Here is a 22,112-nt window from a genome sequence, read left to right as displayed (position 1 = left end):
TTAAAACCGGGTTATATCCCTTGGGATTTTCTTAAACGTAATATGATATTTCTGCATCAAACTGTCATCTAGCACACAGTTGTCGGCATAAATAATGTATTGCTCTGCTTTGATTTTTATTTTTCGTAAAAAACTGTCATCCAAAGTAGTGAGTTCGTCTTTGTAATAATAAAAGTAATACGCCGATGAATTGCTAACTCCTAAAAGATGTTCTTCTTTTTGGTTGACAGCCTTATATGATTGGCGGGTCTCCGAAAACCAAACATACTCACGTATTTTCTCAAAGCTAACCTCTTCGTTTAGCAAGTCGTTTTCAAGGAAAAGGGGTTTTCCCAATTGGTAATAATCAAAGCTACCACCAGTACCTTCTGTATTTTTACCATTTTCGCCATACCCTATAATAACTCTTTTTACTCTTTCGGCTGTTATGTTTTTGGCATAATCTTCCATTTCAATTAAAATGAATTTTCGATTACCTCCGTCTTGCTTATTGAGTTTTAAAACAGCATGAGCTGTTGTGCCCGAGCCTGCAAATGAGTCGAGAATGAGGGAGTTTTTATTCGTTGAAATATTTATTATCTTATCTATTAACTTTGTTGGTTTTGGAGTTGTGAAATCTGTTTCGTGTTGAGAAAAAATTGATCTAAATTCTTTCCGAGCTTCTTGGTTATCTCCTGCAAACTCCCTTAACCACAAGGTCGAAGGAACAACACCACCAACTTCATTCTTAAACCGCTTGAATCGAGGCCTACCTTTCCCGTCAGCACCCCATGTTATCAGATTTTTTTTAAGGTTCTCCTTATGTCTTTCTTTTGAATATCTCCAAACGGAGGTTTTTTGAGGCCATATCTCTTCCATTGTATTGGGATTTACAATTGGATAATAAAGGTTTGGTCTTTCTTCTGCATTTTTATTGCAAGTATAGTCACTAGAAGTCCAAGCTCCTCGTGGGTCATTATCTGGATTTTTATATCTATTATCTTGAAATTCAGTTCTTGCCAATTTAGATAAAGTAAATCCATTGGGGTCGTCTTTGTAAGCTTTTGTTCTTTTAGCATATACTATGATATAATCATGCATATCTGAGAAATAGGTTGCATCACTTTGAGGCGATTGCTTCTTTTGCCAAATTATTGTATCTATAAAATTTCTTCCTCCAAACACTTCATCGCAAACTAATCTTAGATTAGCCTGCTCATTATCATCAATCGAAATGAATATGGCGCCATCAATAGATAATAATTTATGAAGTAATTTTAAACGAGGGTACATCATACACAGCCATTTATCATGCCTTGATAAATCCTCCGCCTCTTTGCCTACAACTTTGCCAAGCCATTTCTTAAACTTTGGGTCACTCACATTGTCATTGTAAATCCAGCCTTCATTTCCTGTATTGTAGGGGGGGTCAATGTAGATACAGTCTATCTTTCCTTCGTATTCAGGCAGTAAAGCTTTTAGGGCTTCTAAATTGTCGCCATGAATGATTTTGTTTCCACTATTGGTTTCCTTTGGGGCTTGCTCTCCATTATCGAATCCGTAAACATGGTCTAAAATCTTGTATGGTACATCCATGTGGTGGTTAATCACCTTATCTTTTCCTATCCAATTAAGCGTTGGCATTGTTGCTTTGTGTTATTTTTCATGTTTGGTTGATACAATCAGTTCTCTGGCATCAACATTTAGTTTCGCTGCTATTTCAATCATGGTTTCTATACCGGGTTGCGATTCATTGGTACACCACCTCGAAACTGTGGTTAAGCTTTTTCCCAACTGTTCAGCCAACCATTTATTTGTTTTATTCTGCTCAGCCAGAACAATTTTCAACCTGTTTATCTGCTTTCGTTCAGTCATAATACGCAAATTACGTGTATTTTTTTAACCATGAGGCTAATTTATAAAACTAAAATGAAAATACTAAATACTCTGCAAAATAATTTGGAGCTAGTTTTTATCCTAAATAAACCTACATTACCCGAACTTTAGTTACTTTAGTTACTTTATTGGGGTTAAGTTGCTGTTTTATAAACTTATAAGCTCCATGTTTCTACAAAGTTCTTAAAGTACCCTAGCCTCAATTAAAGTACCCTAATCGTCTTTAGCCGTTTTTTAAAGTAACTTAAAGTAACCTAAAGTAACGTTACTTTAATGGCAAACACCTTCTAATCTGTTAGTATTCAATTAATATCACTCAATAAAGTAATTAAAGTAACTAAAGTAACCAGTTTTGCATTGTAAAACTTGATTTCAAGTGCAAAAAGAAAGGGGTTCTGTTTTTTGTTCAGAAACCCTTCCGTCTTTTAATTCTTTCCCCTTTCAATTTTCCCCGTTTAAATGTTCATCGGCAATGCTCAGATTCAGCTTGTCCAAATAGAATACAAAAGCCGAGGTATAGGTGAATTTCTTGTTTCCTTTCTCATCTAATTCGGGATAGCCATTCTTGGCATCGAACTTCTTAAAGTACACCTTCTTGGTGTCGCAAATAAAAGCCGGGCTGTTCTTCAGGTAATACTCGACCGTAGCATCCGGCAGGGGCTTGTCGCCTTCACGCAAAGCCTGTGACTTATACAAGCCAAATACCCTACTAACCGATAAGTAGAGGATGTTCTGAGGGTTTGGCAGAATGATTTCACTTTTCTTCCATTCACCGTTCTCTTTAAAGGTGTGCGTTATCTTATCGGCATATACCACCCGGTAATCGCCTTCCTGAAAGAGAATATTGGAGCTGATAAGGTATTGAACCGTTTTCCAGAAGATACCCAAATCATCATTCTTGGCTGTTTCACTGTTCTGGGTTACCATCAGCTCTACAAAAAGCTGCATGATGCTGTCGTACTTAAACGGCAACTCCACAATATTAGCCACCGTGGCATAAGCAGAGGCTACCGTCAACCAGTTATTGAAAATCCGGGTCTCAATGGTAGTTGTCCCCAATAGCTCCCGGAACTGGTCGCTGACTGCATCCACGGTTTTGTTGTAGCTCTTTTTGAAAGTTTCCCGGTGTTTTAAAAGCTGGTGGGTAATCTGTGTCAATCCCTGTTTGTTGATTTGCTCCAGCTCTTCAAAATGCCTCTTTTCTTCAAACGAGAATATGGTTTTGGAAAAGCCCAAGGCAATGAAGCGGCTAAAAAGGGCAATGTCAGCCGTGGCAATCTGCTGGCCGCAGACGATGATTCCCTGATTGACTTTGGAGGTCTCTTTCTTCTTATCCTTGTCCATGTTCATCCGGGTTCGCCCGGTCTTGTCCCAGAAACCTTTCAGGAGTTCCCGTTTCTCCATTTCCAAGTCGTTGCGATACTCATCCAACACACAAACCGCATTGGAGCTGGTGGCCACATGGTCGGCAATAGACGGTTTACTGGAGTTGTGCAGGTTGGGGACTTTGCCTTTGCGGCCAAACATGTAAAGGATGCTTTCGGCACAGGTATTCTTACCGGAACCTTTCTGTCCGTACATGTTTAGGATGGGAAACTTATCGAACCGTCTGGAGATGATGTCCAAAAACAAACTGGCAAAGAAAAAGGACAAGGTGATTATACCATTGTTGCCAAATACAGCCGTGTATTTCTGGGCATATTCGTAAAGAGTGATGTTGCCCTCGTTGTGGATGAAGTGCCGCTCAAACTCGAACAGGCTGTCATCACTGGCATAGATTTCGGAACAGGCCGGGATGTAGTAATAACGCTCGTTGTGCTGCACAATCCCGTACTTGTCGGCCTTGATAAACTGTTCCCCGTCAAAGATGCCGTTGCCCCAACAAAAGAAGCCTTCCCGTTGCCAGCCCATTTGAACCACCTCTTTGCAGCTTTTAGTTTTCTCGTAAAGCCATGCTTTCAGTTTGTTGAGTTCGCTTTCTCCTCCCGTCCATAGGAAATTACCCAAGGATTCGATTTGCAGTTTGAAGTTTGTGATGCTCACCAAATCCCGTTGGGGCAGCTCCACAATCTTCACCAGATTGTGACGATTTTTGATTTCATACAATCGCTTGGCATTGATGGGGCTTTCGATGTGGAACAAGGGAGCCATCACGAAATTGGAATGGGTCACAAAGTCATCGCCTTTCTTGTTCCGGAACACGTAGCAATTGTCCTCTACGTAGAAGCCCCATCGGTTAAAGTCATTCAGACTGACATGTTGGGGAATGGTGTAGCGGTGGGTGGGTTGCGTTTCGTTTTGCGTCAGTTCTTTAATGGCATCCACCCAAGCTTTCTTGGGTTTGATGTGTTCCGCTACAAACTCGGTGTAAACCTCCTGTTTGGTCTTGTCGTAGTTGGCAATCAGCTTGGAGATACGCTTGATGGCCTCCGATTTATACACCGGGTCGGAAGCTGCTTTTTCAGCCAACTGCTGAGTTTTGAAGATGATGTAATCGGTCTGCTGTTCGTTGTGCTGGAGAAACAGCTCCTTGGTGGTAAACAGCGTATCCGGGTCGTGCTTTTCGGGCAGAACCATCACCGATACATGGAACTGGTCTTTAATCAGGATTTCGGCATTGCGCTCGGTAGCCCGTTGTCCGGCATTGTCCCCGTCAAAGATTAATGTGGCTTTGTTGGTGTACCGCTTCAATAACGCAGACTGGGCATTTGTCAGGGCAGTTCCACAGGTGGCCACGGTGTTGGTGATGCCAATGGCGTGCATCCGCAGCGCATCGGTATAGCCCTCCACAATATACACCCGGTCTTCGTTCTTGATGGCCATACGGGCAGCATTCAGGGCATAGAGTTCGTTCCCTTTGATGTAGATGCTGCTTTCGGATGTGTTCAGGTATTTGACCTTGGAGTTGTCCGATAAATCCCTTCCGGCAAAAGCGATGGTCTGGCCTCTTGAATTGGAGATGGGAAAGATTAAACGGTTCCGAAAAAAATCATACAACCCGTTGTCGCTGCTCTTTAGAACCCCGATTTCCTCCAGTATTTCGGTCTTGAGGCCATTTTGCCGGGCATAGGTCAGCAGTTCATTGCCGTTAGGGGCGTAACCCAACTCAAAACTACCGTGTGAGGGGTTAATGATACTGCGGCCTTGGAGGTACTTCTGGGCTTCGGGATGGGAAAGCTTTTCGGCAAAGAACCGCTCCACAATGTTGCAGGCAATGTGCAGGCTTTCCCGGTGCTGGTATTTGGCTTGGTCAAAGTCCTTGCTTTTCTTCCACTCAAAATCAATCTTGAGCTTTTTCGCCCCAATCTCAACGGCCTGTTTAAAATCAACGCCTTCATGTTCCTTGATGAAGCTTACCGCATCGCCACCTTTGCCGCAGCCAAAACACTTGTAAATCCCTTTGGCCGGGTTCACATGAAAAGAAGCCGACTTTTCGTTGTGAAAAGGACATCGAGCCGAAAAGTTGGTTCCGGCTTTCTTCATCTCCACAAAATTGGAGATGACACTGACTATCTCTCCGTTGATGTGTTCGATTACTTGGGTTGCATCCATCATCACCAGTCTTTTTGTGATAAGAGCTGGCGGTTCTGGCCATCAAGGCTCATGTAGAAATCCAGCACATTGCCCCGGTTATCGTAAAACTTATCGAGCAGATGTGCGCCCATGCTCTTTCCCCATATTTTAAGAAACAATTCGGCCAACTCCTTTTGCGATGCCTGAATCATTTCCTGCACTTTCCGGCCATCGAAAGGGATGGATGAATAACCGTTTTTCTCATAGAAGCTTTTTATCCTGTTGTCCAGATAATAAAGCTTTGAGACCGTATTTGGATGCAATGCTGTTGCCATAATTGTCAATCTAAGTTTGAGTACAAAAAAAGTGGTGGGGCTGCCCTTGTACAGCCCCACCGGAACCATTGCTATCCGTCAAGGGTGGTTACTAATTGCTTTAATTCCTTGTTGCTGATGGGATGAAAGAAGGTTTGCAGCTTTAAATCCATTGCCACGGTCAGCTCGATGCGTGCCATGATGCTGTCCCTCCAGTTGGGCAGCACGTACACGGCATGGCTCTTTTTAAGCAGTTCTACCCGGTTGCTTAGGGTATCCGACCAGCTCATCTTAGAAAAAGCCATTTCCGATGGGTTTACCACTGCACACTTCAATGATTTGAGCCGGGCTTTTACTTTTTCGGTGTCAACACAGCTATCCTTTTCATCATCGGGGTTGTCAACCCCACAGATATAAATTGTTGCCATAATCAATGCTATTTTGTTAGATTTAAAAACCTGCAAAACTTATTCTCCGGTACTGACTGAATGTGCGACCGTTTTTTCATAAAGAGCTTTACCAGCGAAAGCCTTACTATCTGTTTGCCGTCTTTTTCCTCCCTTAGTTTCTGCACTTTTTTCATAGATTTGGTGCTATAAGACCAATTACACGTTCTGACGCAGTTCATCCATAGTCGCATGACGACCGGATTTTATCCACTCCCGTATTTCGTCCAGTTTGAAAAGCAGAATCTTTCCACCCGGCTTGTAAAAGGGGATTTGTCTGTTATGCACCCTTGCATAAATTGTCTTGATACTTTCGCCTAATAAATCGGCCAGCTCATTTGCGTTCAGGTAGTCGTAACCTGAAACCGCCTTACGTTGCACCTGAAGAAGTTCCGCTACCTGTTTGTTGAGTAGTTCAAGGTTCCTTAAAGCCGCTGCATTGATGTTCTTTTGTTCGTCCATATTTGATGTGTTTTTTGAACCAAATTCTGGGACAATTTTAAGTCACCAATGCCCTAATTTCCGTCGTCGGACTGTCCGATGTTTTAAAGAAAAATCATATCCGTTTGATATTGTGATTTATACAAATGGTCTTTTGAGCCTCAAAACCCGTTTTCCCGGAAAAGTGTCGGATAATGAAAACTGCACCAAATAGCAATAAATGGTAATTGGCCTTTGAAATTGCTAATTGGTAATCAAATTCAGTATCTCTTTGTCGATGTCCCCGGTGGGCAATTTGCTCTTTTGGAAATGGAGCCGGATGGTCTCCAAATCGGCCAACAGCTTTTTGTCCTCTTTCACGAACGGAGCTTTGGATACCAACTTGTAGAAGTAAGATTTTTTGTAGTCCTCAAGGTCATTCCGGTTCACAATTAGCAAAAAGCGTGTCATCATGGCCGCATCAATATGCAGCCTGAGTTTCATTCCCATGAGCCGAAAAAGGAAGTAAGCCCAAAGTACTTGCTGGGAGCTGGTGAGTTTAAGGATTTCCTCCAGTGCCTTGGGTGTGTTGTGCAGGGTGTTGTCAAATGAGTTGTCGAGGGCAAAGCTGATAATGTCCTTAGTATTGAAATATTTGAGGAATTGGGCTTTGCCGTAGTAGTCGCAAAAGAAGTCGTAGTAACATTGGGGGTCTGTGGTGGTCAAATCCAGAAAAGGTGAGTAATAGTAGATTTCTAAATCACGGAGCTGGATGGATTTTTGCTTGAAGGTGAAGATGTCGTGGAAGGAAAATGACTTTCTTCCGGGAAGAATCCAAATTAGCAACCTGTTAAAGCGGATGTATAGCTTGCCCATTTGCTGGTAGCACAGTTCGCCTTCATTGTTAAAGACTTTCAGTTTCTTCAGGAAGGTGTTTTTGGGCAAAAAGGGCAGCGAGTAGTATTTCTCCTCGATGTGGACAAATCGCTGCGTGTGCTGCATCTGTTCACGTATTTGCAGGGCTTTTTGGATAAGGGTGCTGATGTCATCGGATAATACCAAATAGTTGTAATCGAAAAGTTTCATCAATTCGGTGGGAAACGGAGCCGTTGGCAGATGGGTCATTCTCTCAATCAGGTCATCCATGTTCGATTCCCACACCAATGATTGCTTCGCTTTTTTGTAGCCTTGCAGCATCTTCTCAAATGCTGTAAGGCTATCCCTTTCAAAATTCTCTGTTGTCATTTCTCTTTGATTCATAAGCTTAATTTCTTTTTTTAAAATGTTAAAATATTCACTTATGAGTATAGTTCTAACGGCGGTGAATTGGTGTAACTGAGCCGCACTTTTTTCGGCATTGTTAATAACTTTTATTCGTATCAATGGCCGATGGATAGGGCAATGCAGAAAGGGATTGAAAAAGAAAGGCTTCCGTTTTTACGTGGAAGCCTTTGAGGTTTATTTCTTGAATGCCGTTAGGTGTTTGGCAATTTCTAATTTGTGGTCGTTCTCAAAGCTGTCGAGGTAGGTCTCTGTAATTTTCAGGTTGCTATGCCCTAAGCTTTCACTAATGAACTCTGTTGAAACGCCAGAGCGTTTTAGAATGGTTGCGAAACTATGGCGAGCTGTATAAGTGGTGAGGTGTTTATCAATTTCTAATTTCGTTCCAATTTTTTGAATGTAAACATTGGTTTTGCGAACCCTCCAAGCAATTTTGTAAGTCTTCTGTTTGTGCGTTAAACCGTCTTGGATGACCGGGAAGACGTAATTGTCAGGGGATTTGTCCTTATTTCCTTGTCTTTCAATAATTTCCCTAATATCCTGAGTAAGGGGAACCGTAATCGGTCTTTTCACCGCTGACGAGTGCTCAGTCTTCTTCCGAATGAAAGTTATATAATCCTTTCCAATATCTTGATATTTAAGATGACACATGTCAACCATGTTGATACCATTACACAGGTACGTGAAGAGCCAATAATCTTTAGCTTCCTCCTCTTGTGAATATGGTTCTGGTCGATAGTTGTAAATCTTTTCAATCTCGTTAAGCTTTAAAGACCGTTTCGTGGTGACAAACTGGGGAGCTAAATATTTGTGCCTTCCGAAAGGATATATGGTTGTTGGGATACTGTTTTCCTTATGAGCCATGATAAAGATACTTCTTAGGCTGGCAACATACCGGTAATAGGTGCTTGGCCGAATTCCCTTATCCCTCATGAATTGCTCAAACTCCTGAAGTTTAGCTATGGTGACTTCTTTGAAATCTAGGTTTTTCTCCCTTTTGAAAAATTGTTGCAGTGAAGTTTTCAAGGGCTTGGCAGATTTGTCACCGTAGCCATTTATTGACGCAGCGTTAATCTTAATATCCAAGTAGTGAAATACATTCTTTTTATCTGAGCCGCTAATACCCATATTAGCTTTAAATTCTTCAAAGGAGAAGTCATTATTCATTGACTTTATGACCTTCTGAGCCTTTTCCTCAATCAATGAAAACTCAATCTGGATCTCTTTGTACTCTCCTCTGGGTTTGGGTGAGGTGATTTTCTCAAACTCCTCCTCGGTGAACTCATATACCCGGTTTTTGGTGTCGATGTTATAATACATCTGCTTCCTATCGTGCGTTAAACGGAGCTTCACAGGGTATTTGCCATTTTTCTTCTGCCGTTTTTTGAAAAGCACGATTGCTGTGCTAACTTTGGTAGACATAACTGAAAAGTAATTTTTGGTTATACATTCAATCTTTGTATGGCAGATTTCTATGGTTGTTCGCCAAAACATGTACCATGAAATTTGCCATACTTTTGTACTCCAAAACTAGAAAAATGCGGTATTATATCAAAATCAGAATCTCGGTAAACTGTTGAAAACTAACCAAATCAAAGCAAATGGTAACAAATAAAAACAGGGCTACGGTTAATATACGTAACCGTTGGCGGTAATTTTAAAAAAAAACAAAATGACTGAGTGGAAACATAAAAAAACTGTACCAGACGGAGAAAAGTGTAAATTAAATGGAATCAACGTTTGGGATTATAAATGGATTCCGACACAAAATTCAATTATCGTAAAAGACCCTTTATACAAACAAGACCACAAAATGCAGATTTTTGAGATAAAAACAGATAATAAAACAGTCACGTTTGCAGCAGGAGAATTTTCAAATGGAGTTTGGGGATTTTACCAAGAAAAAAATAAATGGTTTTGAATTACATAAAAATTAAAAACGATAAAATACTAAGCGATGGAATTTGACATTACACATCTTGACAAAACGCAACTTATTCAAACACTGTTTGCTCATTCTGCCCCACTTAATTTAGGAAAAGCAGAATATGATGTAAGAAAATCAAGAGGTGAAAATGTAATTGGACTCACAGATGAAGAATGTGAAATGATTTTATTGGAACTTAATCACTTCGAGACTGGGGGACTAGGAATTCTTGATTATCACAAAGGCAAGTCAATGAAACTAGTATTTGACAAAAAAAGAAATGGAAGAATACTAGTTGATTCGAGTAAATATGATGCTAGAAATGGAAAATACAGATTCTTTGAAGCAATGCTTAATATATTTTCACTTGACGAAATTCTAATAACAAAAAAAGGTTTCAGACAGTATGTTTTAGTTGAACTTCCTAAACATCTAATAAGACCCAAAGAACAAGAAAATATTTTTAAAAACTTGATTAAACACACAATACAAAAGGAAAATGAATACGGGAAATATTGGGCAATTGATGAAAACAATGTTTCCTACATGTCTCCATTTATAAAATCGCTATTATCAAAATAAGTACATGCTAAACATTGTAAACAGTGACTAAAAGAGAATTTTTATCAAAAGTCCCCGACATTATTGACCACAAAGTTTGGGGATATGCAGAACTTGAAATTGTTGTTGATTCAAAAGAACAAAAAGGAGTTTGCTACAGACACAAAGATAAAACTGCAAGTTGCGGAACTTACGGTTCAACCTGGACTGAAGTTTTTGAAAATTTAAATAAACATCTGATTAATGAAGGATATGTAAAATAAAAAACGTACCATAATAAATAGAACTCTGAGCGGTCTGCAAGACCCAGCGATGAGTCGGTGTTGAACGACACCGGCCGGGTTTGGGGCTATGTACTGGCCTCTTATTCACCAGGTGACTCGAAGTCACCAGGTTAATTTCGAAAAAAGCAAGCCATACTCTTCCGGATGTGCCAACGTTGGCGGTTGGCTGGATCGGATTGCCGTTAGATTCAGCCGCGTTGAATGATGTTTCTGCAAATCCGGATGAGCCAAGGTGAAAATAGGATTTTACTGACCAAGTGAACCCAAGGTCACTTAATCAGTATCGAAGCCCGCGGTATCGCCGTGTGAAAATCGATCTGGAAAACGGGACATGGCCCTGATGCGTCAACATCAAAATCTTTTTCGTCGCTTGGTTTGTTTCTACCCTGTAGGCTGTTGAGCCAAAAAAATGCCGGGTTGGTTGTCCGAAATATTTCCAGCGGCTATTTCGGCTGGTTTTTTTTCAATTTTCTCAAAAAAATTTCGTTGTTTGCGTGCTGTTTTCCGGCGACGGGTTTCCGGCAGAGGTTGCCAACTATTTATAAAAGGAGTGGAGGATAACGTTGGTTATGAAGGTGTGTTTCAGTTTACAGGATTGGTTGAAAAAGGGGAGCTTGCTGCTGGCCTTTTTATGGGTTGGCACGTTTGCATTTGGCCAATTGTCGGACAACAGCCTTCCGGCCAGTTTCGGCATTACCGAGAAGCAAGCCAAGATCATTCCGGTGTCGCGGCTGGATTCGGTGCAGGTGGCCGACCGCCTGGACGAAGATGTCCGCGAGGGTGTCCCCAACCGTTTTGGACTGGTGCAGGCCTTATCGGTGGATATCCGGGAGAAAGGCGTCAAAACCGAGCTGGCCGATCAAACCGTGTGGCAGTACGAAGTCAGCTGTCCCGATGCCCTGTCGCTGGGTGTATTCTTCGAAACCTTCCTGCTTCCCGAAGGGGCGGCGGTGTACCTCTACAACAAGGACAAGACTTTGGTCCGGGGTGGTTTTACGCACACCAACAACAAAGAAAACAGACAGCTGGCCCTGGCTGTATTTCCGGACAATCACCTGATTGTGGAATACAACGAGCCGTTGGATGCCGACTTTCCCGGTCAGCTGATCATCGGTGCCGTCAGCAAGGCCTACCTCGATGTTAAATCGGTGGCCCGGAGCGAAGTGTTTATCAATTGTCCCGAAGGGTCCGACTGGCAGGAGGAAAAGCGCTCGGTGTGCCTGATGACCTACCAGGATAGCCGGTTTAGTTATTACTGTACCGGCGCGTTGGTGAACAATGTGCGCGCCGATGGCACACCTTACTTTCTTACGGCCAACCATTGCCTTAGCACCGCAGGCGAGGCGGCCACGCTGGTCACTTATTTCAACTACGAAAATTCGACTTGTACCAGCAACGATGCCAGCCTGGAACAGACCCTTTCCGGCTCCGGCCTGGTGGCGACCAACAACTATACTGATTTTACCCTCTTGTTGCTGAGCGAATATCCGACGGAGGATTACGCGCCCTATTTCGCCGGGTGGGATGCTGGCGGACAGCAACCGGCTTCGGGCACCTGTATTCATCATCCCGAAGGCGGGCCAAAAAATATTGCCCTCGACCAGGACCCGCCGGTCAGTTATGCGGCCCCCATCATCTGGGACGGCAATTTCACGTCGCAAGCCAACACCCACTGGGAAGTAACCTACGATGTAGGCCTCGATCAGTCGGGATCTTCCGGTTCGCCTCTTTTTGACGGTAATAAGCGGGTAATCGGCCAGCTACACGGCGGCGACGATGTGAATTCGTATTTCGGCAAGTTCTCCCTGTCGTGGAATTACAGTTCCGATCCGGCCAAACAACTGAAAAACTGGCTGGACCCCGACAATACGGGCGTTTTGCAGCTCGACGGCTGGGACTATTTCAGTGTTCCGCGGGCTAATTTTGAGGCCGATGTGTCGGTGGCCTGCCTGGAGACCCCGGTGCAGTTGACCGATCTTTCGCGCAACAAGCCGGAGAGCTGGCTGTGGCAGATTCAGCCCGCAGGCTTTGCGTTTGTGAACGGCACTTCGGCCAATTCGCAGCACCCGGAAATCATTTTTACGGCTGAGGGCAGCTATACCATTTCCCTTACAGTGGGCAACGAAAACGGCACCGATCAGGTGGTTTTTGAGGACCTGATCACTGCTTTTCAGGAGTTGCCGGTTGCGCTGGATGATATGCCGGATGTGATGAGCCTGTGCGGTTCCGACCTTCAGAATTATGAGTTCAGCGCTTCGGGGGCCAATTCTTTTGAGTTTGAAGTCACCGCTGATGAATTCTTTGACAAGCAGGTAAGCGGCAATTTGTTGTTTTTGACCTTGAAAGAGGAAGCGCGAAAGTTTGGTTCGTTCGATACGTATGTGAAAGTTACCGGCCGACATGGCGATTGCGCATCGTCCGACAGCGTGCTGTTGCAGGTGGTGATGCCCGCGAACGACGACGTGGCGCAGTCCATTGCCCTGAAGCTTGGGCGGAATGCCTATTTCACGAATGAATGTGCCACGGTGGAAACCCGGGAGCCATACCCGACGGGAAGCGGTTGCAATGCGCCAAAAGCGTGGTGTGTGCCAGCCTCCGGCCCGGTACTCGACAACTCGGTTTGGTTCACCTTTCCGGGAACATCAAGCGGCCTGGTTACCATTGAAACTTCGGGCTTCGACACCCAAATGGCCGTTTATGAGGCGGAATCGGCTGCTGATATTGTTTCGGGGGTTGCAGCCCGGTACACGTTGCTGGCGGCCAACGATAATTCAAGCCTGGGAACAGCGGCAGTGATCGAGAACCTGGCCGTCGATCCTTCAAAAACGTACTTCCTGCAAGTAGATGGGAATAACGGGGATTTTGGCGAAATGGCTATCAGCCTGATCAGCCAAACCATTGAAGTGTATCCAAACCCGTCAACCGGCTTGTTTCATTTTACCCTGGGTGAAGCGGAAGGCAGCACGGTTGAGCTGGCTGTTTATTCGATGACGGGGCAGCGGGTGTTTGCCCGGTCGGTTTCGTTTGCGGCCAATGAAAATACAGTCGATGTGGACCTGACCAGTTGGCCTGACGGGTTGTACTTTTTCAGGGTGAAACTGAATGGGACCGTCTTGGCCAAAAAGCTGATGGTGACAAAGTAATCTCCAGGCTTGTTGTTTTTGGCTGAGATTGTTGGCGTAAAAAGCGAGAAAGCGGGTGTTTGAAAAATTGCCGGCCAACGTAAGTCATCCTGAACTTGTTTCAGGATCTGTAACAGTTACAACACCAAACGAAACAGATTCCGAAACAAGTTCGGAATGACGAACCATTAAATTTTTCATACACCCGCTTTCTGTCGTTTTATTTGACGAGTTTGGAGATCGCGCGGAACTCGGCAGCTGCCGACGAGCGGGTCAGCTCAAACAAGATGGATTCGTACGAGGTCATCATAATCCCTTCGTGGCGGAAACGTTCTGCTGCCAGGTCAACATGGTCGAGCGAGCGCGACGAAACACAGTCCATCACCACTACCGGCACATAACCGGCTTCTTTCAGGTCGATGGCGGTTTGCAGCACGCACACGTGGCTTTCGATGCCGCAGATGATCACGTTTTTGGCATCTTTCGCTTTCAGTTGTTCCACCACGGCATTTTCGTCGCAGCAGCTGAAATCGCGTTTTTCAATCGGGTTGAAATCGTTGATCAGTGAACGGATCGGCTCCACGGTTTCGCCCAATCCTTTGGTATATTGCTGGGTAACTACCAGCGGGATGGCCAGTTCCTGCAAGCCTTCAATCAAAATTTTACAGGTGCGGAGCAGTTCTTCCTGTTCGGCCATGGCCGGGAGCAACCGCTCCTGAATGTCAATCACCAATCCTACAGTGTTTTCTCGTGTAATGCGCATAATATTGTTCTTTAGTTTCAAGTTCCAAGTTTCAAATTCCAAGTTTCGGGTTTCAAGTTTCAAGGTTCAAGTTGTCCATGCCTGAATGACCAATGACCAATTACCAGTGCCCAATCCTATTTCTTCAGCCGGGCCTGGTTGCGCGATTTGTCGCCCAGGTAGCCGCCGTGGTGACGCTTGGCGTATTCTTCGTTGCTGAAACCGATCTGCTTCATCATCAGGACCACCAGGATATCGCCAATCACGGTCATGGTGGTGGTGGAGGTGCTGGGTGTGAGTCCCAAAATGCACACTTCGGCGGGGTTGCCGGTGAATAAGGTGACATCGGCCAGCTGTGCCAGTTCGCCGTCGGGGTTTCCGGTAATAACGATGATGGGCAGTCCTTGATACAGGTTGTCGGCCAGGTCAACCAACTCCAGAATTTCGCGGGTTTTGCCCGAGTTGGAGATCAGCAGCAAAATGTCGTTGGGCTGAACTACGCCCAAATCGCCATGCTGGGCATCGCTGGGGTGCAGAAAAACGGCCGGTGTTCCGGTTGAGCTGAACGTAGTGGCAATGTTCAATGCAATTTGTCCGGCTTTGCCCATGCCGCTGGCAACCAGTTTCCCTTTTTGCCGGTGTACCCGTTCGTTAATCAGCTCGATGGCTTTCTCAAACTGGTCGGTAACCGGGATGTTCAGGATGGCCTCGGCTTCGTGCTTGATTAGTTTCTGAACTTCTTCTATCATGTTTTATGGATTAGAAATTGCTGCAAAACTACTTCATTTTTCAGGGATGCCAAACGTTTTCCGTAGTTTCGAACTATTGGTCAAACAATTCGGCAATACGGACGTTAGTATGTTTTAAAATACGATTAAGGCTGAGAAACAACAGGGATGCGTATGTGTATATTTTGATAATTTTAAAAAACAAGGATACTAACCTTTTAATCTAATTTTAATCAGTATGAAGATACACGAATATCAAGCCAGGGAAATCTTCAAAAAATATGGCCTTCCGGTGCCGAACCATGTGCTTTGCCATTCGGTTGCGGAAGTAAAAGAGGCCGTGAAAAACCTCGATCGGCTCGTGGTGGTGAAGGCGCAGGTGTTAGTCGGCGGCCGCGGAAAAGCAGGTGGCGTTAAATTGGCCAAAACCGAAGCGGCTGCTGTTGCGGCTGCCGGGCAGATACTGGGAATGGACATCAAAGGCTGCCAGGTTGAAAAAGTGATTGTAGCCGATGCTGTGGACATTGAAAAGGAGTACTATGTGGGTCTGATCAACGACCGGAACGCCAAGTCGGTTACCCTGATGGTGAGCGCCGAGGGCGGTGTGGAAATTGAAGAGGTGGCCCAAACCAATCCGGAGCTGATCCACCGGTTCCCGATCAACCCGCAAACCGGGCTGCTCGATTTTCAGGCTCGTGACATGGCCATGAAGTTGTTTGACGACATGAAACTGGTTCGCCAGGCAGCCGACATTTTTCAGAAGCTGTATCGCATTTTTATAGAAACCGATTCCACGCTCGCCGAAATTAACCCGATGGTGCTGACCCCGGACAAGCAAATCCTGGCGATCGATGGTAAAATGAACTTTGACGACAATGCACTCTACCGTCAGCCGGAGATCCTGGCCATGCGCGAGGCCGACGAAGATGAACTGAAAGAAATTGATGCCAAAGAAAAAGGCTTGTCGTACATCAAGCTGGACGGCAACATTGGCTGCATGGTGAATGGCGCCGGACTGGCGATGGCCACGATGGACATGATCAAACTGTATGGCGGCAATCCGGCCAATTTTCTGGATATCGGCGGCAGCTCCAACCCGCAAAAGGTGGTGGATGCCATGAACATCCTGTTGTCGGATAAAAACGTACAGGCTGTGATGATCAATATTTTTGGCGGGATTACCCGTTGTGACGATGTGGCCCGCGGCTTGATTGAAGCGCTGGACACCATCAAAACCGATATCCCGATTGTGGTGCGCTTGTCGGGAACCAACGCTGAGGAAGGGCTGGCCCTGTTGGAACAAACCGGACTGCCAACTGTGAGCACCATGAGCGAAGCCGCCAAAAAAGCAATCGAATTAAGTAAACGTTGACCTAAAGTCATTCATCATTCATCAATCAAAAATCATCAATCAAAACTCATGAGCATACTTGTAAACAAAGATACAAAGCTGCTGGTACAGGGGATTACCGGCCGCGACGGGCAGTTTCATGCCGCCCGGATGAAAGAATACGGAACCCGGGTAGTTGCCGGAACCTCGCCCGGGAAAGGCGGCGCCAGTGTTCTGGGCATTCCGGTTTTCAATACGGTTGACGAGGCCGTGAAAACCACTGGCGCCAACACGTCCATTATTTTTGTGCCGGCCCCCTTTGCTGCCGACGCTATTCTCGAAGCTTCGTATGCGGGTATCGACCTGGTGATTGCCATTTCGGAAGGCGTTCCTATTCTGGATATGATCCGCATTACGCCCGTCCTGAAACAAAATGGCACCAAACTGATTGGCCCCAACTGTCCCGGGTTGATTACGCCTGATGAAGCGCTGATTGGCATCCTTCCGGGCATGATCTTCAAAAAAGGGAATATCGGGCTGATGTCGCGCAGCGGCACCCTCACCTACGAGGTGGTGAATATGCTTACCCATAGTGGGATGGGGCAAAGTACGGTAGTTGGTATCGGCGGCGACCCGGTTGCCGGGCTGTACTACCTCGAGTTGCTGGAAATGTACCAAAACGATCCGGAAACCGAAGCCATCGTGCTGATTGGCGAGATTGGCGGCGATGCCGAAGAACAGGCTGCCGCGTATATTGCCAAACACGTGACGAAGCCGGTGGTGGCCTTTATTGCCGGGCAAACCGCGCCCCCCGGTAAACGAATGGGACATGCCGGGGCCATCATTTCCAGTGGTTCGGGTACTGCCGAAGAAAAGATGAAGGCCTTTGCGGCAGCCGGCGTGCCGGTAGCCAAAGAGCCATCCGAAATCCCGCAATTGCTGGCAGAAAAGCTGGCCAAAGCTTCGGTTTAGCGAATACAACAACTTGCCGGGATATTGCGGACAATCATATCGGGGGTGTCCAAAAAGCGCTTACGAGTCATCCGGTTCGGCAACTGCCGGATGGGATCTCAATCCATTGAGAAACAGTCGCTGAAATAAATTCAGGGTGACTAATTCCAACTGGGAATGGCTTTTTGGGCACCTTCTTTTTTTGTTTTATGGCCGTCCCGGATGGCAGGGAAATCGCTTTTAAAATATAGTTCACCCTTTCCATGCCCATGTGCCTCAAAAGCTTCCAATGCCTAAGGCATTTCCGGTAGGTGCAGGATATGTTAATATGGGCTTTCCACGTGGCTATGGCATGTTGGTCACGACATGTCGTGACCGTACCTGGCTTTCCCGTTCTAGGGTGTTTCGGATTTTATCCGGCGTGTAAGGGCACGGTATGCCGTGGCCGGACGGATGGTGACGAGCTTAGAAGAGCTGTTTAACATCTTCTAATAGAAAGAATGGCATTTAATTCATAAAAGCGATTTTCCTGTCCCGGATGGTTTCCGGCGGATGAATTTGGCAGAATTGCATTAACTTAGTGTCTAATTGATTCGCAGAAAATAAGTCTTCTTCTATGGGACAGAAAATACAAACTAACTATCATTTTGTTGAAAAGGTGATAGCCGCTTCGTTTGAAACGGAAGATAAATTGCTTGCCCTTTTCGATCAGTACCGGAAAAAGTTGCCTGATTCCGAAGCCTACGCCGAGCTATCCCGCAAGTTGGCCGTTCTGTTTGAGACCCGGCTTGTTGATGTGCAGGCGGTTCCGTTTTCGGAGGTGATGGATGATTTCCAGGCGGTTCGCCGTTCATTGGAAGGTTACCGCGAGCTATTCTCGGAAAATCAGGCGCCGGAACGTTTTCATGTGGTGGCGGGCGATGCTTTTTCGCTTCGGCTGAAGAAAAACGGGAAACGTTTCCTGCTGAAATTGGATTGGCTGATGACCGGTATCGCCAATATCTTCCGAAAAAATAAGTCGGCAAAAACCTATTGGGACCACCAGGTGCCTGAGGCTGCGCTGGCCGAATTTGTATTCCTGGATCAGTTTCTGAATCAGTTGTTTCCGCAGTACAGTCGGTTGCTGCATAACCGGGAAGATCGCTTGCGCCAGTTCTACGAGCTCGACCGTCAGCTGGAAGAACACCTTTTTTTGATGGCCGATTGGCCTGACATGGACGAGAAACTGGACAATCTGCGTGAACGTATGGCTAACGACAAAGCCGCACTGACCGATTTTTTTGCCTCGGTGGGAGCGGAATTGGAAGGTCGTTTTGCCGATTTGCGCGACAAAGCAGGTACGCTGGAGTTTCCGGTGAGCCGGTTAAGCAAAGAGCGGCTGGCGCGGCTTTACCAACTGGAACTAACCCCGATTGAAACCACCCACCAGCAGCAACACCGCGTATGCTTTGCCCTGGTCGAGCATTGGCGGTTGAAATTGCACAACCGGAAGCTGATTTTTGGCATGCAAGCCAGCCGGGAGCAAAATATCTCCGATATGGCCAAGCAGCTTGACCAGAACATGCAGCCGGCTTTTCAGGAATTGCGGGATAAGCTTCAGGCTTTTTCGGAAAGCCTGGAGGCGGAGGGGGATGATACCGAAAAAGATTCATTTGAAATAAAATCGTTTGTTGCAGAGCGTGTCCCTGTCTTGATCAATCTGCTGGTGCAATCGAAGGTGGGGTATTTTTTTGATAAACCGCTGCTGTCGCTGGAGCACGCCATCCAATCCATACCGGAAGCGCGGCAGTTCGCGGCGGCTGCTTTTCAGGAGAAACGGGTTAAGGCAACGTCATTCCGGACGGTAAAGGTGCGCCAACTGATGCAGGAAGCCATCTTTCAGAAACTGAAAGAACAGTTTTCGGCCGAACAAAAGGAATTTGCTTCGCGCATACAGCAGCTGACCAAAAACCTGGACGAAATACAACATGCCCTGGAATATACGGTGGATTATTTTCTGGAACAGGGCGAAGCCGAAAGTAATTTGCAGGAACTGGCCGAAGGGGTGAAACGGGCTGTGCGGAAAGCCGAAGAGAACCTGAACCGGCTGGCCGAATTGCGCGAATTTGCGGATGGCGCCCTCGGTAAGATCAGTTCGGATTTTACCCGCCGCACCCTGAAGTATTTTCAGCCGGTGTGGTTGCACCATTCCGAAAAAGTTAACCGGAGGCAGGCGCTGATCCGCGAGGTAAAGCAAACCGTCCTGAAATATTGGCGGCTGACATTGTTGCTTTGCGTAAAGGGAATTCAGTGGGCGCGAAATATGTATGTGCTTTCCAGCGATAAGTATTTCAACCTGAAAAACTTGTTGGGCATTGCCCCGCAGAAAGAGCCAATCAGTACCGAACTTTCCAATTACTTGTCGGAAACCCGCCAGGCCATTGGCCGTTTGCCGCTGATGTACCAAAAGCTGTTCGAAAATACGCCACTTACCGAAGAGCGGTTTTATATGCCGCGAAAGGCCGAACTGGATCAGTTAACCGCCGCCTTTGAAAGCTGGAAACGCGGCAATTTTGCACCCGCTTGCCTGGTGGGCGAACAGGGAAGCGGCGCCACTACCGTGTTCAACTTTTTTATCTATTCCATTTACCAGGAAATTGCCGTGGGGCATTTCTTCATCCGCCGGAACCGTTACACGGAAGCTGATTTTCTGGACTTTTTCCGGGAGGTGTTCCCGAGCCTGACGTTTGATGATTTTGATGGCCTGGTGAAAGGGATTAACGGGCTGCCCGAGCAGAAAGTCATCATCCTGGAAAACATTCATAATCTGTTTATTCGGAAGAATGGCGCTTTTGGCAACCTCCGCCTGTTGTTTAAGCTGATGAGCCAAACCAACCGGAAAATCTTCTGGCTGAGCAGCTGTTTTTTATACAGCTGGAAGTTGCTGGATTATACCTTGGATATTTCCGGCTATTTTGCCTATGTGGTGGAGTTTGAGAAGTCGTCGGTTGACTTGCTGCGGGAGGCCATCTTAAAGCGTCATTTGGTGAGTGGTTTCAACCTGACTTTTTTGGAGCCCGAAAACTTTTCACCCAAGCGGGGTTATCAGAAGCTAAGCACGGAGGAAAAGCAAAAATACCTGATGGATGTATTTTTTGATGATTTGTGGCAACATGCGCAAGGGAACATCAACCTGGCCTTTATATACTGGTTACGGGCCATTGTAAAGGTGGAGGACGACCGGCTGTTTATCCAGCAAAAGTACCTGAGTTTTCAGTTCTTAAATTCGCTGAAAACCTGGGAGCTGACCAGTTTGCACGGCATCCTGGTACACGGGGGACTGACAGCAAGTGAACATGCAGCTGTCTTTAATCTTTCGGAGGAGGAAAGCGCTCACCAGTTGATGATCCTGGATGATGACGGCCTGCTGGATCTGCAGGATGGGAAATATGTAATTAATCCGTTGCTGTACCGTACATTGGTCAGCCGTTTGAAGTCGTTAAACTTTATTTATTAGCGTGATGAAAAATGTTGTTTTGTCTGTTTTGCTGGTGCTTTTATCCGGGTGGCTGTTGGCTCAAACCCCTGACCCCGCAGTGGCAGCTTCAACCCAAACCGAAGTGGCCGATACCATTCCGGAAAAGCAAGGAGCGATGGAGAAGGCCGTGGGGAAAATGCCCGGCGAAGAACTGAAGCAAATCTTTTCCTTTTCAAAGATATTTTGGGCCATCGTGTTTTTTGCCGTGGGTTATTTTGTCATCCGTTTCCTGTCCAGGAGCATCGAAACCTGGTCGGAGAAAAATGCAGAGAGGCGTATCCGGTGGAAAGCGATCCTCCCGGTTTTTAAAATAGTCAGTTGGATGATTGTCAGTTATATCATCATTCGCGGCATTTTTCAGCCTCCCGTGGAAAGCCTGATCGCACTCGGCGCTTCGGTAGGTGTGGCCGTAGGCTTTGCTTCGCAGGATGTCCTGAAAAATGTGTTTGGCGGCTTTGTCATTCTCATCGACCGTCCGTTTAAGGTGGGCGATAAAATTGAAGTGGGGCAGGTGTACGGCGAGGTGCTCGACATGTCGCTGCGTTCCACCCGCATCCATACGCCCGACGATTCGGTGGTTACCCTGCCCAATGGCGACCTGCTGAACCAGCCTATTTCCAATGCCAACTCGGGCGAGTCGAATTGCCAGGTGGTGGCCGAGATTTATCTGCCCATTACGATCGACACCAACCTGGTCAGGCAAATTGCCATCGAAGCAGCCCAAACATCCCGCTTCGTGTATCTGGCCAAGCCCATTGTTGTGCTCTTCTTCAATGATATCAAGCACAATAAACTCTGCTACAAAATGCGCCTGAAAGCTTATGTGATGGACATTCGCTACGAGTTTCAGTTTAAAAGTGAGATGACGGAAACCGTTTTGCGCGAGTTACTCACCGCCGGACTAATAGACCCGAAAATATCCATTTAACCAGGCGCCGGAACAGGAGCTGATACCGTGGTTCATTTCCGCTTTGCTCAAACGAGTGGCAAGAAAGTGCCAGCGCTACTGAAAGCGTCCTCCCGAATTTATTTCGGGATCTCTGTCGCGAATTGCAGAAGCGGCAAATGGCCATAGATGCTGAAACGAGTTCAGCATGACCG

The 22,112-nt window shown here is 46.0% G+C and carries 18 protein-coding genes; 8 read left to right on the top strand and 10 right to left on the bottom strand.

Annotated features, from left to right (window positions below):
* The 8 genes from N2K84_RS13105 to N2K84_RS13070 form a co-directional block, all read right to left on the bottom strand.
* The gene (locus N2K84_RS13105) at window positions 1-1,623 is read right to left on the bottom strand and encodes a site-specific DNA-methyltransferase (protein WP_282592275.1); all 1,623 of its coding nucleotides are present in this window, start codon (window positions 1,621-1,623) and stop codon (window positions 1-3) included.
* A gap of 12 nt (window positions 1,624-1,635) precedes the next feature.
* Complete coding sequence (locus tag N2K84_RS13100) at window positions 1,636-1,854, bottom strand: helix-turn-helix transcriptional regulator (protein ID WP_111446953.1); 219 nt, start codon at window positions 1,852-1,854, stop codon at window positions 1,636-1,638.
* Window positions 1,855-2,316: 462 nt separating this feature from the next.
* The gene (gene dnaG, locus N2K84_RS13095) at window positions 2,317-5,430 is read right to left on the bottom strand and encodes a DNA primase (protein ID WP_282592274.1); all 3,114 of its coding nucleotides are present in this window, start codon (window positions 5,428-5,430) and stop codon (window positions 2,317-2,319) included.
* Entirely contained in the window at window positions 5,430-5,723 is a 294-nt protein-coding gene (locus N2K84_RS13090) for a hypothetical protein (protein WP_282592273.1), read from the bottom strand. Before N2K84_RS13090 ends, dnaG begins: the two co-directional genes overlap by 1 nt.
* A gap of 71 nt (window positions 5,724-5,794) precedes the next feature.
* Window positions 5,795-6,130, bottom strand: coding sequence for a DUF4406 domain-containing protein (locus N2K84_RS13085; RefSeq protein WP_111446899.1), 336 nt, complete (start codon window positions 6,128-6,130; stop codon window positions 5,795-5,797).
* Between the two features lie 177 nt (window positions 6,131-6,307).
* The gene (locus tag N2K84_RS13080; RefSeq protein WP_111446900.1) at window positions 6,308-6,610 is read right to left on the bottom strand and encodes a helix-turn-helix transcriptional regulator; all 303 of its coding nucleotides are present in this window, start codon (window positions 6,608-6,610) and stop codon (window positions 6,308-6,310) included.
* A gap of 222 nt (window positions 6,611-6,832) precedes the next feature.
* Entirely contained in the window at window positions 6,833-7,828 is a 996-nt protein-coding gene (locus N2K84_RS13075) for a hypothetical protein (RefSeq protein ID WP_282592272.1), read from the bottom strand.
* Between the two features lie 198 nt (window positions 7,829-8,026).
* Window positions 8,027-9,271 (bottom strand): tyrosine-type recombinase/integrase, encoded by a 1,245-nt coding sequence (locus N2K84_RS13070; RefSeq protein ID WP_282592271.1) that lies wholly within the window; start codon window positions 9,269-9,271, stop codon window positions 8,027-8,029.
* Window positions 9,272-9,521: 250 nt separating this feature from the next.
* On the opposite strand from N2K84_RS13070, the gene N2K84_RS13065 reads away from it, so the two are divergent.
* From N2K84_RS13065 to N2K84_RS13050, 4 genes are all read left to right on the top strand, one after another.
* The gene (locus N2K84_RS13065; protein WP_282592270.1) at window positions 9,522-9,770 is read left to right on the top strand and encodes a hypothetical protein; all 249 of its coding nucleotides are present in this window, start codon (window positions 9,522-9,524) and stop codon (window positions 9,768-9,770) included.
* Between the two features lie 36 nt (window positions 9,771-9,806).
* Window positions 9,807-10,358 (top strand): hypothetical protein, encoded by a 552-nt coding sequence (locus N2K84_RS13060; protein WP_282592269.1) that lies wholly within the window; start codon window positions 9,807-9,809, stop codon window positions 10,356-10,358.
* 23 nt (window positions 10,359-10,381) lie between these two features.
* Window positions 10,382-10,600, top strand: coding sequence for a hypothetical protein (locus N2K84_RS13055; RefSeq protein ID WP_282592268.1), 219 nt, complete (start codon window positions 10,382-10,384; stop codon window positions 10,598-10,600).
* A gap of 590 nt (window positions 10,601-11,190) precedes the next feature.
* Window positions 11,191-13,764, top strand: coding sequence for a T9SS type A sorting domain-containing protein (locus tag N2K84_RS13050; RefSeq protein ID WP_282592267.1), 2,574 nt, complete (start codon window positions 11,191-11,193; stop codon window positions 13,762-13,764).
* 199 nt (window positions 13,765-13,963) lie between these two features.
* On the opposite strand, the gene N2K84_RS13045 is transcribed toward N2K84_RS13050, so the two are convergent.
* Complete coding sequence (locus N2K84_RS13045) at window positions 13,964-14,506, bottom strand: isochorismatase family protein (protein WP_282592266.1); 543 nt, start codon at window positions 14,504-14,506, stop codon at window positions 13,964-13,966.
* 116 nt (window positions 14,507-14,622) lie between these two features.
* On the bottom strand, window positions 14,623-15,234 hold the full coding sequence (locus N2K84_RS13040; protein WP_282592265.1) for an SIS domain-containing protein: 612 nt from the start codon (window positions 15,232-15,234) through the stop codon (window positions 14,623-14,625).
* 217 nt (window positions 15,235-15,451) lie between these two features.
* On the opposite strand from N2K84_RS13040, the gene sucC reads away from it, so the two are divergent.
* From sucC to N2K84_RS13020, 4 genes are all read left to right on the top strand, one after another.
* Complete coding sequence (gene sucC, locus N2K84_RS13035) at window positions 15,452-16,585, top strand: ADP-forming succinate--CoA ligase subunit beta (RefSeq protein ID WP_282592264.1); 1,134 nt, start codon at window positions 15,452-15,454, stop codon at window positions 16,583-16,585.
* Between the two features lie 48 nt (window positions 16,586-16,633).
* Window positions 16,634-17,515, top strand: a complete 882-nt coding sequence (sucD, locus tag N2K84_RS13030; RefSeq protein ID WP_282592263.1) for a succinate--CoA ligase subunit alpha — start codon at window positions 16,634-16,636, stop codon at window positions 17,513-17,515.
* 595 nt (window positions 17,516-18,110) lie between these two features.
* Window positions 18,111-20,990: a hypothetical protein gene (locus N2K84_RS13025; protein WP_282592262.1), complete on the top strand. Its 2,880-nt coding sequence runs from the start codon at window positions 18,111-18,113 to the stop codon at window positions 20,988-20,990.
* Between the two features lie 4 nt (window positions 20,991-20,994).
* Window positions 20,995-21,939 (top strand): mechanosensitive ion channel family protein, encoded by a 945-nt coding sequence (locus tag N2K84_RS13020; protein ID WP_282592261.1) that lies wholly within the window; start codon window positions 20,995-20,997, stop codon window positions 21,937-21,939.
* Window positions 21,940-22,112: the final 173 nt, after the last annotated feature.

Source organism: Gaoshiqia sediminis (genome assembly GCF_025907915.1).
Lineage (GTDB): Bacteria > Bacteroidota > Bacteroidia > Bacteroidales > Prolixibacteraceae > Gaoshiqia > Gaoshiqia sediminis.
Note: the sequence above shows the minus strand (reverse complement) of the source record. Positions and strands in the feature narration are given on the sequence as shown.